12 protein-coding genes are annotated in these 17,389 nt (G+C 54.9%); 8 read left to right on the top strand and 4 right to left on the bottom strand.

From position 1 onward, the window contains the following. Positions 1-31 precede the first annotated feature (31 nt). Positions 32-247: a hypothetical protein gene (locus tag ACL2XO_RS01985; RefSeq protein WP_413726246.1), complete on the bottom strand. Its 216-nt coding sequence runs from the start codon at positions 245-247 to the stop codon at positions 32-34. Between the two features lie 87 nt (positions 248-334). On the opposite strand from ACL2XO_RS01985, the gene yhjD reads away from it, so the two are divergent. The 3 genes from yhjD (at position 335) to ACL2XO_RS01970 (ending at position 3,936) form a co-directional block, all read left to right on the top strand. After that, the gene (yhjD, locus tag ACL2XO_RS01980; protein WP_413742084.1) at positions 335-1,333 is read left to right on the top strand and encodes an inner membrane protein YhjD; all 999 of its coding nucleotides are present in this window, start codon (positions 335-337) and stop codon (positions 1,331-1,333) included. Positions 1,334-1,713: 380 nt separating this feature from the next. Next, positions 1,714-3,030, top strand: a complete 1,317-nt coding sequence (locus tag ACL2XO_RS01975) for an MFS transporter (RefSeq protein ID WP_413742083.1) — start codon at positions 1,714-1,716, stop codon at positions 3,028-3,030. 129 nt (positions 3,031-3,159) lie between these two features. Then, positions 3,160-3,936 (top strand): CDP-diacylglycerol diphosphatase, encoded by a 777-nt coding sequence (locus ACL2XO_RS01970; RefSeq protein ID WP_413743018.1) that lies wholly within the window; start codon positions 3,160-3,162, stop codon positions 3,934-3,936. Positions 3,937-3,942: 6 nt separating this feature from the next. Here the strand turns inward: ACL2XO_RS01970 and ACL2XO_RS01965 are convergent, their stop codons facing one another. Then, a complete protein-coding gene (locus ACL2XO_RS01965) occupies positions 3,943-6,147 on the bottom strand; it encodes an AsmA family protein (protein WP_413726243.1) in 2,205 nt (734 codons plus the stop codon). Between the two features lie 231 nt (positions 6,148-6,378). Between ACL2XO_RS01965 and ACL2XO_RS01960 the strand changes: the two genes are divergently transcribed. Continuing rightward, entirely contained in the window at positions 6,379-7,311 is a 933-nt protein-coding gene (locus ACL2XO_RS01960; protein ID WP_413726242.1) for a sugar kinase, read from the top strand. Between the two features lie 483 nt (positions 7,312-7,794). Beyond that, the gene (locus ACL2XO_RS01955) at positions 7,795-9,120 is read left to right on the top strand and encodes a purine-cytosine permease family protein (RefSeq protein WP_413742082.1); all 1,326 of its coding nucleotides are present in this window, start codon (positions 7,795-7,797) and stop codon (positions 9,118-9,120) included. Positions 9,121-9,206: 86 nt separating this feature from the next. Here the strand turns inward: ACL2XO_RS01955 and ACL2XO_RS01950 are convergent, their stop codons facing one another. Further along, positions 9,207-10,700 (bottom strand): insulinase family protein, encoded by a 1,494-nt coding sequence (locus ACL2XO_RS01950; protein WP_413726240.1) that lies wholly within the window; start codon positions 10,698-10,700, stop codon positions 9,207-9,209. Between the two features lie 300 nt (positions 10,701-11,000). Beyond that, positions 11,001-13,007 (bottom strand): biofilm formation regulator HmsP, encoded by a 2,007-nt coding sequence (gene hmsP, locus ACL2XO_RS01945; RefSeq protein ID WP_203524547.1) that lies wholly within the window; start codon positions 13,005-13,007, stop codon positions 11,001-11,003. Positions 13,008-13,770: 763 nt separating this feature from the next. Between hmsP and ACL2XO_RS01940 the strand changes: the two genes are divergently transcribed. From ACL2XO_RS01940 to bcsA, 3 genes are read left to right on the top strand one after another with little or no spacing between them, the layout of a single operon-like run. Next, positions 13,771-14,472, top strand: coding sequence for a hypothetical protein (locus ACL2XO_RS01940; RefSeq protein ID WP_413742081.1), 702 nt, complete (start codon positions 13,771-13,773; stop codon positions 14,470-14,472). Then, a complete protein-coding gene (bcsQ, locus tag ACL2XO_RS01935; RefSeq protein WP_132923978.1) occupies positions 14,463-15,266 on the top strand; it encodes a cellulose biosynthesis protein BcsQ in 804 nt (267 codons plus the stop codon). Before ACL2XO_RS01940 ends, bcsQ begins: the two co-directional genes overlap by 10 nt. Before the next feature lie 15 nt (positions 15,267-15,281). Next, complete coding sequence (bcsA, locus tag ACL2XO_RS01930) at positions 15,282-17,381, top strand: UDP-forming cellulose synthase catalytic subunit (protein WP_132923979.1); 2,100 nt, start codon at positions 15,282-15,284, stop codon at positions 17,379-17,381. The last annotated feature ends 8 nt before the right edge of the window (positions 17,382-17,389 follow it).

Below are 17,389 nucleotides of genomic sequence, written 5' to 3'. Positions count from 1 at the left end.
TTAACATTTCTTTTATTTCTATATTGTTAATTTAAGAAGAATTATTGGATTCTTGGCAATCAATTCCATCAAAAACCATCATCATTAAAATAAAATTAATATTGATTGCTATGATTCCTGCTTTCATGATTTTACCCCTTTTTGTTAAAAAAATATCAAGAATAGATTCCAGTCTCCGGCGTCGGCTTCCCGCGCCCCAGGCCGCTCGCCATGGCAACGATACCGGTAAATTGGCGCGAAGCCGCATAGGTCACCCCCGGCACGCCCCGTTGCCGCTATTTTTTTCCTATAATGATTCTATCTGGTTAAGTTTCCGCAGCGGATAAGAGAATTTATGGCCGACAAAAACCCAACGACCGCCACCGCCCGGCAATCAAAATCCCCACAGATATTCGCCGATATCCATACCGGCAATGAACGGGTGGACAAACTTGCTTTGAAATCGGGTCGCTTAATCCAAAAAGTAAGTGGTTACCCGGTGATAGCCCATCTGCTACGGGCGGCGGATCGATTCAACGATCGCATGGGCAGCCAGTTTGGCGCGGCGATTACCTATTTTTCCTTCCTGTCGCTGATTCCCATTTTGATGGTGTCTTTCGCCGGGGTCGGATTTTTCCTGGCGTTCAATCCCGATATTCTCACCGACCTGATTAATAAAATTGTCGACAGTATCAGCGACCGGACGTTGGCCGATACGTTGAAAACCACGGTGAAAACCGCAGTGGCGCAGCGAACCACGGTGGGCATCACCGGTCTGTTGATAGCCCTGTATTCCGGTCTGAACTGGATGGGTAATTTGCGCGAAGCGATCCGCGCCCAGTTGCGGGATGAATGGGAGCGCAACCCCCAGGATGAAGAGAAATTTTATATGAAGTACCTGCGGGACCTGCTTTCCCTGATCGGTCTTATCGTGGCGCTTATCGTCACGCTGTCATTGACCTCCATTGCCGGCGCCGCTCAGCAGAGCATCGTCACCGCCCTCGGCTTGGACGGCATTGCATGGCTGCGCCCGGCCATGACCGCCACCGGGTTCATCGTGTCCATTGCGGCCAATTATCTGCTTTTTTTGTGGATATTTTGGATAATTCCCCGCCACCGGCCCCATAGCAAGGCTATCTTTCGCGGAACGCTGCTGGCGGCGGTGGGTTTTGAAGTTATCAAAATCATTATGACCCTAACGCTGCCTAAACTGGCCACCTCGCCTTCCGGCGCCGCTTTCGGTTCGGTATTGGGGTTAATGGCCTTTTTCTATTTCTTTGCCCGGCTGACGCTTTTTTGCGCCGCCTGGATTGCCACCGCCGACTATAAGGAGGAACCAGGGCCTCGCACCTAAGCCTTGGCTTGGCGTCCGCGGCCCGTGTCCGGCCGGCCTAAGAGACGCCATTCCTTATCTCATAGCACTCACAAAGAAAAATCCAGTGCATAACCCTACCCATAGGCGATTACGTCAGTGGTTGTCACCAGGTTTTCCTAAAATTCAGCCATAATCCGGCATATAACGCCGGTTCGCCGTCTCCTGTCGCCGGCGTGCCAGGGTTTAACCCTGCGATATCCCTTTTGACGAGAGGGATTGGCTACGGGAAGAGAGTCCGCTTGTATTATCTGCTTTTAGACGCCGCCGGCCCGCCGATGGTCAATAAAACGCCATTGAAATTGCGATTTTCTCTGTCTAAGATGCCTTTCTTTTACACATTTAATCATTAAGAAACAATAATGCAGTCCACCATCGCGCCCGTCCTTGATTCCGATACCGTCCCGACCAATTCACGGGGCAAAGTCCTTGTGGCGTCGTTAATCGGCACCGCCATCGAATTTTTCGATTTTTATATCTATGCCACCGCCGCGGTTATCGTCTTCCCGCATATCTTTTTTCCGCCCGGGGATGCCGCCGCCGCCACGCTTCAGTCGCTGGCCACCTTCGCCCTGGCATTTGTCGCCCGGCCCATCGGATCGGCGCTGTTCGGTCATTTCGGCGACAGGCTCGGGCGCAAGGTCACGTTGGTGGCTTCGCTGCTGACCATGGGCATATCGACGGTGGTTATCGGGCTGCTGCCGGGTTATCACACCCTCGGCATCCTGGCGCCGATACTGCTGGCCCTGGCGCGATTCGGCCAGGGGCTTGGGCTGGGAGGCGAATGGGGCGGCGCGGCGCTGCTGGCCACCGAAAACGCCCCGGCGCACCGGCGGGCGCTGTATGGTTCCTTCCCGCAGCTGGGGGCGCCTATCGGCTTCTTTTTTGCCAACGGCATATTCTTATTGCTTTCCTGGGGGCTTACGGACGAACAGTTCCTGAGCTGGGGATGGCGCGTGCCGTTTATCCTGTCGGCGGTGTTGGTGATCATCGGCCTGTATGTGCGGATATCGCTGCACGAGACGCCGGTATTCGCCAAAATCGCCCTGGCGAAAGCCCAGGTGCGCATGCCCATCGGCACCCTGCTCGGCAAGCATTTGAAAGCCACGGTTCTGGGCACCTTTATCATGGTGGCCACCTATACCCTGTTTTACATCATGACCGTCTATTCATTAACCTACGGCACCGCGCCCAAGCCGCTGGGCCTGGGCATTTCCCGTAATGATTTCCTGCTGATGCTGATGGTGGGGGTCGTCGGTTTCGGCTTGCTGGTGCCGGTTTCCGGGCAACTGGCCGACAGCTTCGGCCGCCGCAAGACCATGATAGTCATTACCCTGGTCATTATCGCTTTCGCGCTGGTCTTTCCATTTATGCTCGGCTCCGGCGAGACCTGGCTGGTGATGGCCTTCCTGCTGTGCGGTTTTATTGTGATGGGTTTGACATTCGGCCCCATGGGCGCATTACTGCCTGAGCTGTTCCCAACGGAGGTCCGCTATACCGGCGCATCGTTTTCCTATAACGTCGCGTCCATTATCGGCGCCTCGGTCGCCCCTTATATCGCCGCCTGGCTAACGGTCCATTATGGCCTATTCTATGTGGGGATTTATCTGGCTTCCATGGCGGTCCTGACGCTGCTGGCGCTATTGGCCACCCACGAGACCCGTCATCTGGCATTGTAATAATTTCTCATTTAAAACAGCGTAGGATAAGCGGACCGGCGAATGTATTCCGCCGGTCCGTTAGAATAAGAACGGCCGGGAAGACGTGTCATCCGGTTCGTTCGGAGCCCGCTCAGAGAAGAACTCATGATGAAATGGCGCTGGGGCCGCAACCCCTTTATCCTGTTTTTTGCCGCGGTGGCCATCGCCGCATCCAGCGGTTTTTATTACTATCGCCACGTGGCGGCGGCCGGCAATCCCGATGCCCTGTGGCAGATAGTCAGCCAGAAGTGCGTACCCCACCAGCAGCAGCTCGGCCGGCCGGATCCCTGTCGCGAAGTGAATCTGGATGCGGGGTATACGGTACTAAAAGACCTTGAAGGCCCGCTGCAATATTTGCTGATTCCCGTGGAAAAAATAGTCGGTATCGAAAGTCCGGTGCTGTTGAACGAAAAAACGCCCAACTTTTTTTATCACGCCTGGCAAGCCCGGCAATACCTGACGGAAAAAGCCGGCGCGCCGGTTCCCGACCGGGCCTTGGCGCTGGCGATCAATTCACCCTCCTCACGGACGCAAAACCAGCTGCATATCCATATCTCCTGCCTGCGCCCCGAAGTGCGCCGGCAGCTGGATGATGAAGCAGGCAGCATAGGTTCAGCCTGGCAACCGCTGCCCGCCGCGGTGATGGGTCATTCCTACCTGGCCAAACGCATCACCGCCGCCGGTCTGGCGGAGCAAAGCCCGTTTATCACCCTGGCGCGGGAGGTTCCCGGCGCCGCCGGCGACATGGGGCACTTTGGTTTGGCGCTGGCGCAGTTGCCGGATGGAACCTTTGCGCTGTTGGCCAACCAGCGCAGTCTGCTGCACTTCGATAATGCCTCTACCGAGGAAATCCAGGACCACAGCTGCGCTATTTTGCGTCATTAGCGGCGCTTATTTACTGTTTTTCATTTCCTGCAATATCGGTCCGCACTGGTTCTCCTCGCCGCCGCTGGGGGAGATCAGCGCCAGGAGCGCCGCCGCCGGGGCCAATACCGTCCCCAGGGCCACCGCCGCCGCGCCGCGGGCAATCAGCGGGCCGGGTTTCACTCCGGCATCCGGATGTTTGAAGGTCCCGCGCACATACAGCGGTGAACGCAGCGTCACGATTCGCACCCCTTTACTGTCAGGGTTAATGGAGAGATCCAGCCGTTCAGTGGCGAAGTTGGTGGTGCCGTCGATTTTGATCACCGCGTTTTCAGTATCGAAAACGAATACCTTCGGGGTGGCCAAACCGTTGCGTACGCCGAGATCCGCCGCCGCGCAGTTGATCTTCACCTGATCATCGCCGAACAGCTTGCCCACCACGTAGTTGCCGACGTTCAGACCGGCGATTTCCATCAGGTTGCGGCTGATAACGCCGTCATTCATCAGTATGCGTAATTCACCGTTGCTGCTGCCCAGCAGGGCCGCCACCGAATTACCGGTGCCGGTGAACTGCGCATCGCCGTTTAACTGCCCCATGCTGCTGCGCATCGCCGCCACATCCGGGAACAGCGCTTTAAGCTGGAGTTTGCGCGCATGCAGGTCGGCCCGGCCGCGCATGGGCTTCTGGTTGCCTTCCAGCCGTATGGTGGAGTTCAGGTTGCCCCTTGCCATGCCAAAGCGCAGCGGGTCCAGCAGCAGCACGCCGTCGTCCAGTTTGACGTGGGTAAACAGATCGCTGATGGGCAGGGATTTGCCATGTTCGATGCGTTTACCGCTAAAAGTCACGTCCGCATCCATGGTGCTCCATTTGTCGGTATCGAACTTATCGTACGGCAGGACTTTATCCGGCGGCTGGATTGAATTGGTCTTGGCCTGTTGTTTCTTGCCGGCGGTACCGGAATCGGCGCCAATCAAGGGGCCCAAATCAGCAAAACGCAGCTGATTGGACTCCACTTCGCCGCTTAGCGAAGGACGCGGTTTACCCTGTATATATTCCAGCGTACCGTGTATATCGCTTTGGCCGATTTTGCCGTTGAATTTTTCATAGCGGAAACGGTTACCCGCTTTCTCCTGGAAACGGGCAATCAAATGGCCGTCGGTGGAGTAAGGCGGCGTGTCCGGCAACACGACACCGGTAAGGCCGTGGAGATCCCCCAGGCTGTCGCCGGCCAATTTCAGCCGCAAATCCAGACCGCCCAAATTCATGGGGTCTTGCAGGGTTCCCGCCAGCACCACGCGGGTGGAGCCGGAGCTGACATCCGCCTGCAGCGGGAACGGTCGGTTGCTGCTGCGCAGGGCCAGCATGCCGCCGATTTTTCCGTCCCCCTTCAAGGGTTCATTGTTGTATTTACCGCTGACTTTCCACCCGAACACATAATCATCGGTTTTCTGCGAAGCGGTACCGGTAGTTTCCTTCGACGTGGTTCCGGCGGTTTCCTTCGACGTGGTTCCAGTAGTTTCCTTCGACGTGGTTCCGGTGGTTTCCTTCGACGTGGTTCCGGCGGTTTTCTTCGAAGAGGTTTCAGTCGCATTCTGAGAAGCGGTACCGGTGGCTTTCTCCTCGCCGCCGGCCAGCTCGGCGAACGGTACCGGCTTGCCCAGCGGGTTCACCAGAACCTGCACGTCGGCTTTGGTGATGGGATCCTGAAAACCGATTTTTCCCTGGTCAAAAGCGATATCGTCCACCTTGAACGACCAGGGGGAAGGCGGAGTGCCCTGCTGCGGCTGATCGCTGTTAGCCAGATTAAAGGTCCAGTTATTCTTACCATTTTGTAGACGCTTTAGCGCGGCATCGGGTTCAACCAGCGTAATGCGGGGCAGATAAACTTCCCTATGCAACAATGCAAGCGGTGAAATGCTGGCCTCCACCCTTTTTATCCGGGCGGTATAGTCGCCGGGAACCTCGGGCGGGTTGCCCAAGACCACGTCTTCGGCATGGAGATGCGGCCAAGGGACCCAGGAGCGCCAGCCCGCCTGGTCCGGTTGGCGCATCCATTGCACGCCCAGGTCGCCGTTAATGGCAAAGGGGCGGTGCAGCTCGGCGGTCACTTTTTCATTGATGGTCGGTTTTAGGCGATTGAGATCAAATGTCGCGATAAAAATGATTAGGGCAACGATTACCAATAGCAGAAACAATACTGTCCCACCGATCGCTTTTTTGGTCAGTGTCATGATTGTTTCGTCCCTCCACAAGCGTCTTTGTAACATTAATCATAGTCGAGGATTTCCGGTACGCCCCGCCGTTTTGGCATGGCGTTTGCCGCCGATGGGCATTTGGACGGGAGACGATCCAGGTCATGAAAAATTAAAACAACGTTTCATCGGCTATTGACTGTACCAACCAATCTGTTGAGACTAGCTATATTGTTATCCATTCTTTTTTACTCATACAGGTCGCAGTTAATGACAACCCAAAACATTGCCGTCATCGGCGAATGCATGATTGAACTGTCCCAAAAAGGGACCGATGTGAAGCGCGGCTTCGGCGGCGACACGCTGAATACCTCGGTCTATTTATCCCGGCTGGTGAAGCCGGAAACCCTCGGCGTACATTATGTCACCGCGCTGGGTACCGATAATTTCAGCGAGGAAATGCTGGGGGCCTGGCGGCAGGAAGGCGTGCAAACCGATTTGATTCAGCGAATGGATAACCGTTTGCCCGGGTTATACTATATCGAGACGGATGAAACCGGCGAGCGCACCTTCTATTACTGGCGTAATGAAGCCGCCGCCCGTTATTGGCTTGAAAGCGACGATTCCGAGCGTATATGCCGGCAGTTGGCCGAATTTGATTATCTTTATCTCAGCGGCATCAGTATCGCCATTTTAAGCGCGAAAAGCCGGGAACGGTTGCTGGCTTTGTTAAAAGCCTGCCGTGACAAGGGCGGCAAAGTGATTTTTGACAACAATTATCGTCCGCGCCTGTGGCAAAGCAAAGAAGAAACCCAGGCGGCTTACCGTAATATCCTGTCCTGTACCGATATCGCCTTTCTGACGCTGGACGATGAGGACATGCTGTGGGGAAAACACAGCGTTGACGACGTGCTCGCACGCACCCGCCAATGGGGCGTGCGGGAAATCGTGATCAAACGCGGCGCCGAATCCTGTCTGGTCTCCACCGAAGCCGGTGAACTGCTGGACGTACCGGCCGTAAAATTACCGAAGGAAAAAGTGGTTGACACCACCGCGGCGGGAGACTCGTTCAGCGCGGGCTACCTGGCGGTGCGGCTGACCGGCGGCGATGCCGAGGCGGCGGCCAAATGCGGCCATCTCACCGCCGGCACGGTGATTCAATACCGGGGCGCCATTATTCCCCGGGAAGCCATGCCGCGCTGAGTCCCCGCTTCGTCGACCCCAGCCGGTTATTCCGTCGCGCCTTTTGCACAAGACGCGGCGGAACATTCTGGTTACCTTCGCCCGCGCTGTAGCGTTAAGCCATTATAACGCAGCCATTTAGGTGTATTAATTCACAACGGATGAGATGTCATCCACCATTGCCGCCCCTCAAATATACCCATCAGGTTTCAAGTGACAGGCGCGCTGGGTTACTGTCGTTTTTTCTTATGATAATAGATGAAAAAAATAACTCATCATTTTACGATTTTTCCAATTTAGTCGCGTCTAAATATATTGAGACCATAGATATTATCTTCGCATTTACAATTAAATCGCAAATAACTTTTTTAATTAATTATTTTATTAATTTAGTAAAAGCTTATTGATTACAGTGAATGGGGTTAACAATTCAAATTGATTGAGCATTTAAACAGGGTGTGCATGGCACTATTTCAGGACAGCAACAATTTTCAAGGAGAAGCCATGAAAGAACATATTTCCACTGATGATTTCGTCTCCGGCCGCGTGCCGGCATCCGCCCGCGCCAGCCTGTTCAGCGTCGCCCTTATTCGCATCGGCGCCACCACGTCGCTGGTGCAATTCATGCTGGGCGCCACGCTCGGGCACTCCATGACGCTCTCCCAGGCCATGTGGGCTACGCTATTGGGGAGTCTCATCCTCGAATTCATCAGTTTGGGTTTAGGTATTGCCGCTGCGCGGGAAGGATTGTCCACCAGCCTGCTGGCCCGCTGGTGCGGTTTTGGCCGATATGGTTCGGCCATGATTGGCTTAGCCATTGCTTTCAGCATGCTGGGATGGTTTGGCGTACAAAATGCCATTCTTGCTAAAGGGGCTATCTCCGCGCTGGATCTGGATAAGGAGCATCAGGGGATTTTTCGTTGGGGGGCGGCCATATCAGGGCTGTTGCTCACCATTCTGGTGGCCTTTGGCTTTCGAGGTTTGAAATGGACGGCAAAAGTGGCGGTGCCGCTGTTTTTCCTGGCGATAGCCTGGATTTGCTTCGGTCTGATACAGGGCCAGGACCTGCGGGAACTCATGGATGCCGCGCCCGACGGGCCGCCGTTGTCTCTTGGCGCGGCCGCCACCATTATCGCCGGCGGCCATATGGTGTTCGCCATTGTTTCCCCTGATATGAGCCGTTATTGCCGGAGCGGCCGCCATGTCTTCTGGATGATGACGCTCTCCATTCTTATCGGGGAATTTATCGTTAACGGGATAGCCATTCTGGTGGCCAAGGCCTTGCATACGTCAGATGTGGTGGCCATCATGACGCAAAGCGCGGGTTGGCTGGGTTTGGCCGCGGCACTGCTGTCGGCGGTGAAGATAAACGATATCAATCTATATTCCTCCACCTTGGGCTTCGCCACTATGTTGGAAGCCATTACCGGCAAAAAATGGTCCTACCGGCGTTTAACGCTGTTCCTGGGCGTGGTGGGCACGTCACTGTCGGTCATGGGCATCCTCGACCAATTCACCGGGATACTGACGCTGTTCGGCGTGTTTTTTCCCCCTATCGCCGGCGTGATGCTGATTGATTATTATATTTTGCGCTCCCATCGATCCATCCTCGAGGCAACCCGCATAAGCGGACAATTACCGGATGCCGCCGCTACGCCGGTCATCGGCTGGCCGGCCATGTTCGCATGGATAATCGGCAGCCTTTTCGGCCTGTTCGTTCATTGGGGCATTCCTTCCATCAATTCATTGCTGGTGGCGAGTATGTTGTACTGGCTAATCCATATCATCATGCGGAAAAACGGTTTTAGCGCCGCGCCGGCCGGCATGTGAATTCTGCCGGCGGTTTTGAAGAGAGGAGCGCCCAATCTTGTAGACAACGCGGCTGCGGTATAACACCCCGGCCGCGCTGAAATGCGTCAGGACTGCGGCGGGATGTCCGTGACTTCCGGTTTGCTCTCATCGATGGATGAGGGCTGCGGCCCCGGCGCCATGATATGATCGTAGGTTTCCTGCAGCGCCTTCATGTTGACTTCCGGTTCATCTTTGGGCTGCATAAGGACAAGGATCGCATTCTGGGATAATTGATTACGCAGCTCCTGGTTCAGCATCGGCAACGATAATTGGGACAAAAATTCGTTGCGCAATTTCTGGTATTGCTCCGGCGCGATATCCACCACGTCATTTTGCTGCGAGCGCAAACGCTGGCTCATCAATATACCGGTATCGGTGCGGGCATAAGTGGCAAAAAGCGTGCTGAGCTCTCCGGTCTTACGTGCCATCAGCGCATCGAATTCCGCCTTGCCAAGCCCGGAATTACGCAAGCCGGCCAGTTCATGGGCCACAAAAGTCATGGTGGGCATCAGATTTTCAGCCGGGGTATCGATATGAAAGGCGCATTGGGCGCGCTGATAATGGACATTGCAATCGAAGCGCAGATTGGCCTGTTTGAGATTATTGTCCTTTGACGCCTGCAGCGCTTGCTGCACATGCATATAGAGTGCCTCCCGCGCCAGATCGCTGCGCCAGTAGAGGTTCAGGGAACGGGAGTCCCTGATAGGCTGCCACGGGGCGTCCCAAATCAGTTTCAGGCTATCCTCTTTGCCGTTATCGCTTATCAGGCTGACCGGTTGAGACGGCAGCGGCGACAGCGCCGGCATGGGGGGAGGCGTATCCCGTTTACCCTTCAGCGAAGAAAACGCTTTCACGATCTGTTCGTTCAAACCGCGGCCGTCCACGTTGCCCACCACGTACAGCGTCATGGCGTCAGGGGTATACCAGCGCTGGTAGAATTGCTGCAACTGCTGGCCGCTGACGGGTAGCCGGGCCGATTGGCCGGGATCGTGCGCCAGCAAAACCGAGCCTTTCAAGCGGTAGTGCCACCAGGTGCTGCCGGGCTTGTCGGGAGCGGTCGCCACCGGATCGGCTCCCTGCGTGGCGCTGTGTATTGTCGCCGGATTAATGATGAGACGCCCGCCGGTGTTCGCCATCCATCTGAATGCATCCCGCAGCAAATCGGGTCGGCCGTTGGGCAGGCTGAGGCTATATAGGGTGTAATCGTAAGAAATGACCGCCGGCGCTTGCGGACGTCCGGCATCGACACCCTGCTGCCACAACGATTTGAGCTGCGTGGCGGAGAAATTTTCGCTGTGGGCCAGCGCCAACCGGGGCAAGAGCCGCGCGAAGCCGGTCTGCTGCGCATTTTCCGCCAGTGAACCGGTATTGACCATCAGGCGTAATTCAATCCGGTCGTTCGGCCGCTGCGGTGTCGTCAATACTTGCCAGGAGAAGCCATTGATGAGTTTACCCTGTTGCCAGGCGGGATCGGGTTGTAATGCTTCTGCTCGCACATTGCCACCCACCGTCGCCAGTAACATTCCACTCATGAAAAGACGAATTCCGGTGCCCTGCATGTGAACCCCTACTCAAAAACTACCTATTAAATTATGTGTATCTCAGTCAGACGGCTACTTGCGTTCCATCGTCAGTACTTTTCCGTCGGAAAAAAGTGTGGCGCAAAGTGTACCATGTTGTTAGACCGCGGACCTTTGCGGATGTCACCGTACCGCAGAAAATATTACTCTTGCGCGTTGAAACAGCAGGAAAATACGAGGCAAGAAGGCTTTACAAAAGCATTGACATGGCGGAGCCGGGCCTGAGACACCAAACGGTTATTTTGTCCGAGTCAAGGGCGGATGCGTCGCGCCGGCGGCTTACACCGCGGCGAAATTCAGAAATCGCTGTTCGAATACCTTCTGCGGCAAAGGCTCGGCGAAGAGATAACCCTGGCCCCAGGCGATTTTCTGTTCCAGCAGGAATTGGCGTTGCGCCTCGGTCTCCACGCCTTCGGCGATGACAGGTAATGCCAGTACCTGTGCGATGGCGCTGACAATACGCAGCATGACCGGATCTTCCGGCAGCCCCTCGATAAAACTGCGATCTATTTTCAGCAGATCGATGGGCAGATTACGCAACCGGTCCAGGTAATACAAACTGGCGTAACCCATGCCGAAGTCATCCAGTGCGATCAAAATCCCCAAATCGCGTACCTGGCGCAGTAAAAGCAGGGATTGTTCAAACTCATCGATCTCGGCGGTCTCCGTGATCTCCAGCACCAGTTGGGCAGGGCCGATTTCGTAACGCGACAGCAGCAATTTAAGGTAAGGCACCAGATTGGCTTCCTGCAGCTGTTTGGCGGATATATTCACCGCCAGCGGAATATGGATGCCCTGCTTGCGCCAGTCGGCCAATACCTGGCAGGAGGCTTCAAGCACCCAGTTGCCCAGGGGCACCATCGCGCCTATCTCTTCCGCCTCGCTGATAAAATCCGGCGGCAGGGAATAGGTACCGTCTTCACGCCGCCAGCGCAACAGTACCTCAGCGCCAATCAGCTGCTGATTGCGGATATCCACCTGGGGCTGGAAGAACAGTTTGCAACGGCCCAACTCAATGCCTTCGAGGATGGTGCTCTCAAGCGTCAAACGCCGATGGACCATTTCCATCAGCTTGGGCTCGAAGAATAAAATCTGGTTTTTGCCTTTGTCATGGGCCGACATCATGGCGGAGGTGGCACGGCGCAATAATTGATGGGCGGATTCATCAAGAGGCTGGCCCAGGGCGATGCCGATACTGGCCATCGGCCGTAGCGACAGACTGCCGATATTCAGCGGTTCGTTGATGCTTTTCAAGATTTTTTGCGCTAACTGCATCCCTTCGAACGGATTTTGGATGCCGTTATCGAAAATGGCGAATTCATTATGGTTAAGCTGGCCGAGAAACCGGTTTTCATTGATATGCTGTTTGATCTGCCGGATAAGGGTCATCAGCAGGATTCCCCGCTGCGCTTCCGTCATTACGCCGGTGGCTTCCTGCAAGGTGCCGATACTGATGGCCAGTAAGCAGAAATGTTTCGATTTTGTCGGCAAGGCCATCTGTGAATCCAGCATGGCGGTGAAAAGATTCTTGTTGGGCAGCGCGGTCTCGGCGTGGCGGGTGGAAAGACGGCTCAGTTCCTCGAACATGCCGGACAATACCTGCTGATTACGATTATAGCTGCGAACCAGCACCCCCAGCTCATCGTCGCGATGCATATCCGGCAGCGAAAGCTGGTGCCGGGGCGTATCCTCAGGCGCGAGTTTTTCCAATTCACGGGCGATTTCCCGTAAAGGATGGACCACCAGACGATTCATGCACCAGGTAATGGCCACGGTCATGATCAATGCCAGCAAGATAAAGGTAGACAGCAGGGTGGAGAACGTACTGGCGATAAACTGATACAGCCGGTACGAGTCGGCCTGAAGCACCAATGATGCCAGGGCGCGCGGATGGGAAACATGGGGGAGCGCATAGAGCGGCACGGAGATCTCCACCGGCAGCCTGAATAGATATTCGATGAGATCCGGCACCCGCCGCTCGGGAGGAAAATTCCCATGCAGTACCTGGAAGTTATCCGGTAAAACCACATCCGCCCGGCTTAATATGCCCACCGGTTTAAGGGTATCGAGTATCCGTTCGGCTTGCTGCACATCCGCTTTAAGCACCGCGTTGGCCAGAGGTTGTCGCACCGACATGGCGATATTTTGCAACTGCTGGGCATAGTCTTCACGGCGGAGCTGAACAAAATGGAACAGTTGGATCACGATAAAGATGCAAACAACCACCAGCGTCACGCCTGACACCGATGCCATTTGTTTAATCGTTAATGAGCGTCTGATCCGCAAACTGTTCTCCAAAGAATTCCTTCCGTCCCGCCGCACCAGCAACGGCATTCATCCCCGAAACTTTCAGCGCGGCGTACCGGGGACATCCCAAGATGATTGACCTTTTTTGACAACGTAGATTGCCGCTCGAGTCTATAGGTAAAGATATGTATATTAATATATACTATCTTGAGCGGCATTTTGTTCTTTAAAACAAGCATTTCGTTCAAACTGTGCGTATAACCTATAGAGCTCGTAAAAGTTGACATTATGCATACGAATATTCTGTCTTAGGATAAACTTTGGCCTCGCTCCAGTCCCGGACAGCCGGACCGGAACCGTGGCGGCCAGCCGGTTACCCGCGAAAGCATCAGGCCGGTGCGAAAACGGACCGCGGGAATAAACGCGTTGCCGCCGTGCCGGAATTTGCTGTTTTCTTTAACATTTCGCGACGTCTTTCACGGCTTTTATTTAGGGCTTGCAGATAATGACATTTTGCTCGGAATAAAGGCTATATTTGTAATGACGTATTTTTCACCCTGAAAAATAATGCTTTTTACACGCCTAGCCTGGCAACGCTCCGGTTTGAGGATAACGCGATTAACGGTGTTTCAGCGGATTTAATTTTGTAAAAAAATGAGACATGTATTAGTTTATCTTTAGATCTGTTATATCCATCATCTAGAACCACCGAAAAGACTCGATAAGCCGATCGGCGTCAACTTTCTTTACTGCAAAGACGCCTCGGCGGGATGCCGTCCAAATTTAACCTATGAGGTTGAAAATGAATAATTATGATGATATTAAGCGGTTCAAAGAAAAATTAAATATGGAAGGCATTGATTATAAAGAAATCGCCGAAAATAATCCTCATAATACTCCGCATAATTGGGCCATCCTCAAGCAAATAGCCGCTGCCGACGAGCCGTATCATCCCCTGGATCAGGGGCAAACCACCCAGCCAGTACCGGTGCAGGTTTCCAATAAGGAATTCACCGCCTCGGCTTTCGATAAACCGGCGGCCATGCCATCGCCCCGCGATTTGAGCAAAAACAATGCCCAGGGCATTAAGGAACCCGCCTTTGCCTCGCCGCTGATGGCGGCCGTGAGCAAGGTCCTTTCCGCTGAACAGGGTGCCGGTTATGCGGAAGAGGAGAGGCCGTCGGCCGGTTCTTCGCCGGTGAGCGGCTCCGGTCACGGCGAGCGCGGGTTCCGGCCGTCCATCCTGGACAGCGTCGACCGCGGGCTTCCGCAGCCCGCCGCCGCCCCGGCGTCGCCATTGAACAGGGATAACGCGCGCGCCCAGCCCGCCGCCGGGCCGTCGATTTTTGACGGCATCGGCCGCCGCGAGCCCGCCGCCGCCCCGGTCAATGAAATGCGCTTCAGTAGATTATTCAACCGCAAGTCCCCACTGACGACCGGAGTTGCGCCGGGCCGGGATATGCCCCTTTCACTTCTATTAGAGAATATCGCTTTATGCCGTTAGTGTGTGTCTGTTCGCCAAAAGGCGGAGTAGGGAAAACGACCGTCAGCGCCAACCTTGCGTATGCGCTTGCCCGAAGCGGCAGCAAGGTGCTGGTCATCGATTTTGATGTGCAAAACGCGCTGCGTTTACATTTTGGCGTCCCTATTTCAGATACCCGCGGTTATGTGGCCCAAGCGACCACGGCCGTAGATTGGAGCCAATTTATCCTGAAAGCGGATGCCAATTTGTTTGTTCTGCCCTATGGCGAGGTTGAAGAGGAAGAGCGGCTGGCATTTGAAAACGCGGTCAGCCATGATCCCCATTTTCTGCAGCGCGGGTTGAATACGGTGTTGAATTATCCCGGCCTGGTGATTATCGCCGATTTCCCTCCCGGCCCGGTCCCGGCGCTGAAAGCGGCGAAAAACCTGGCGGATTTGCATATCGTGGTGATGCTGGCGGATACCGCTTCGCTGTCGCTGCTGCCGCAAATGGAAAATCATAAATTTCTCGGCTCGGCGATGAATAACCGGCTCGGCGAATATTATGTGGTTAACCAAAGCGATATGCGGCGGAATCTGAGCCGCGATGTCTCGCAATTTTTCGAGCAGCGGCTCGGGGACCGATTATTAGGCATCATCCATCGGGACGAATGCGTGCCGGAAGCCAATGCGTCCCAGCGCTCCATCATCGAATTCAGCCCGGTTTCCGCCGCTGCCTTTGATATCGAACTTATCAGTAAAAAGGTCGCCGCTATCGTCGGGGTGAAAGTGGGTGACGGGGAATTTTACGCCGCGCCCAATCAAGGCATTAAATAAAGCACAGGCTCAGGTATGAATAAGCTGATATTTGCCTTTCTACTGTTATTGTTGCTGCCCGTGGCGGTGGTGATCATCATCACGCCCATGGACAGTGATAAGCAATATGTTTTCGGCCTGCTGAGCATTGTTTTGCTGCTGCTGTTGGGCGTCAGTAAAAGCCATTTGGTTAGCGTGATTATGGTGGTCATGTCATTTTTGATGTCAACCCGCTATATCTACTGGCGCGCCACCGAAACGCTGCATTTCAATTCGGTTATCGAGGCGGGTCTGGGCATTGGCTTGTTTATTGCGGAGCTTTACGCCTGGCTGATCCTGGTGCTGGGTTATCTGCAAACCACCTGGCCGCTGAAACGCAAAATCGAACCGATGCCGGACGATCCGGCGACCTGGCCTACGGTGGACGTCTACGTGCCGTCCTACAATGAAAGCCTTGACGTGGTGCGGGACACGGTGCTCGCGGCGCAGTGCATCGATTATCCCCGCGATAAAATGAAAATCTACATTCTCGACGACGGCAAACGCAGCGAATTCGCGGTTTTCGCCGCCGACGCCGGCGTGGGATACATTACCCGCAACGATAACAAGCATGCCAAGGCGGGAAATCTTAATCACGCCATGACCATTACCAAAGGCGAATATATCTGCGTGTTCGATTGCGATCATGTCGCCACCCGGGGTTTTCTCCAGGCCACCGTGGGCAGCTTTCTCATTGACGATCGCCTGGCGCTGATCCAGACCCCTCACTATTTCTATTCCCCAGACCCCTTTGAGCGCAACCTGTCGGCGGCCCGGGATATCCCCAATGAAGGGGCGCTATTCTACGGACCGGTGCAGCAGGGCAACGATAACTGGAACGCGACGTTTTTTTGCGGCTCCTGCGCGGTCATCCGCCGCAGCGCCCTGGAAGAGATCGGTGGTTTTGCGGTGGAAACCGTCACCGAAGACGCCCATACGGCCCTGAAGCTGCAGCGCCTGGGCTGGAACTCCGCCTTTTTATCGGTACCGCTGGCGGCCGGCCTCGCCACGGAACGCCTTGGACTGCATGTTATCCAGCGCACCCGCTGGGCCCGGGGTATGACGCAAATATTCCGTATGGATAATCCACTGTTCGGCCGAGGACTGAAATGGCAGCAACGCCTGTGTTATCTCAACGCCATGCTGCATTTCCAGTATGGCCTGCCGCGGGTGGTGTTTTTAACCGCGCCGCTGGCCTATCTTCTGTTTAACCAGAATATTATCGCCTCTTCGGCCAGCACCATTTTTGCCTATGTGCTCCCTCACCTGTTTTTGGCCATCTACATCAATTCCCGCATGAACGGCCGCTTCCGCTATGCCTTCTGGGGCGAAATCTATGAAACGGTGATGGCTTTCCATCTTATTATCCCTACGGTACTGACGTTGATTTCCCCCAAACACGGCAAGTTTAACGTTACCGATAAGGGGGGGCTGCTGGATGTCGGCTTTTTCGACTTTCATATCGTCAAACCTCATCTGATTGTGGCGGTTCTGCTGGGGCTGGGCATTGCCGCCGGCATTGTGCGCGCGGTGATGCACGACTATTTTAATGTCGATCCGCGCGTTATCCTGCTCAACGTCGTCTGGGCATCCCTCAGCGTCATAATCCTGCTGGCGGCGATAGCGGTCGCCAAAGAGACGCGCCAGGTGCGCAAAACCATCCGCATTGATGTCAAAATACCGGCCATTATCCACTTCGCCAGCGGTATTTCCGCCCGCACCGAAACCCTGGACCTCTCCATGGGCGGAGTGAAATTGGTCACGCCCGACGATCGCTATCAGCGCGATCGCATCGAGGAAGTGGAATTGCTGCTCCAATCCGGAAGCGTATGTATTCCCGTCAGCCTGATTGATGCCGATGCCAATACCATCCGAATGATGTTTGAAGAGATGCCGTTGGAAAAAAGGCGCGAACTGGTGCGGGTGGTCCTGGCCCGGGCGGATGCCTGGATAACGCCGCCCTATCCGCGCGACCGCCCGCTGCACTCTTTTGCCAGCATTGTCCGTTGTGTTTTTGAACTGTTTTATAACACGTGGAAAGAACGCGGCCAGAAAAGAAAGAGTGCCAAGTCCGCCGGACCTGGTGAAGCGACTTAACTCGGAAA

Source organism: Sodalis sp. RH15, assembly GCF_047324255.1.
Taxonomy (GTDB): Bacteria; Pseudomonadota; Gammaproteobacteria; order Enterobacterales; family Enterobacteriaceae; genus Acerihabitans; species Acerihabitans ligni.
Note: the sequence above shows the minus strand (reverse complement) of the source record. Positions and strands in the feature narration are given on the sequence as shown.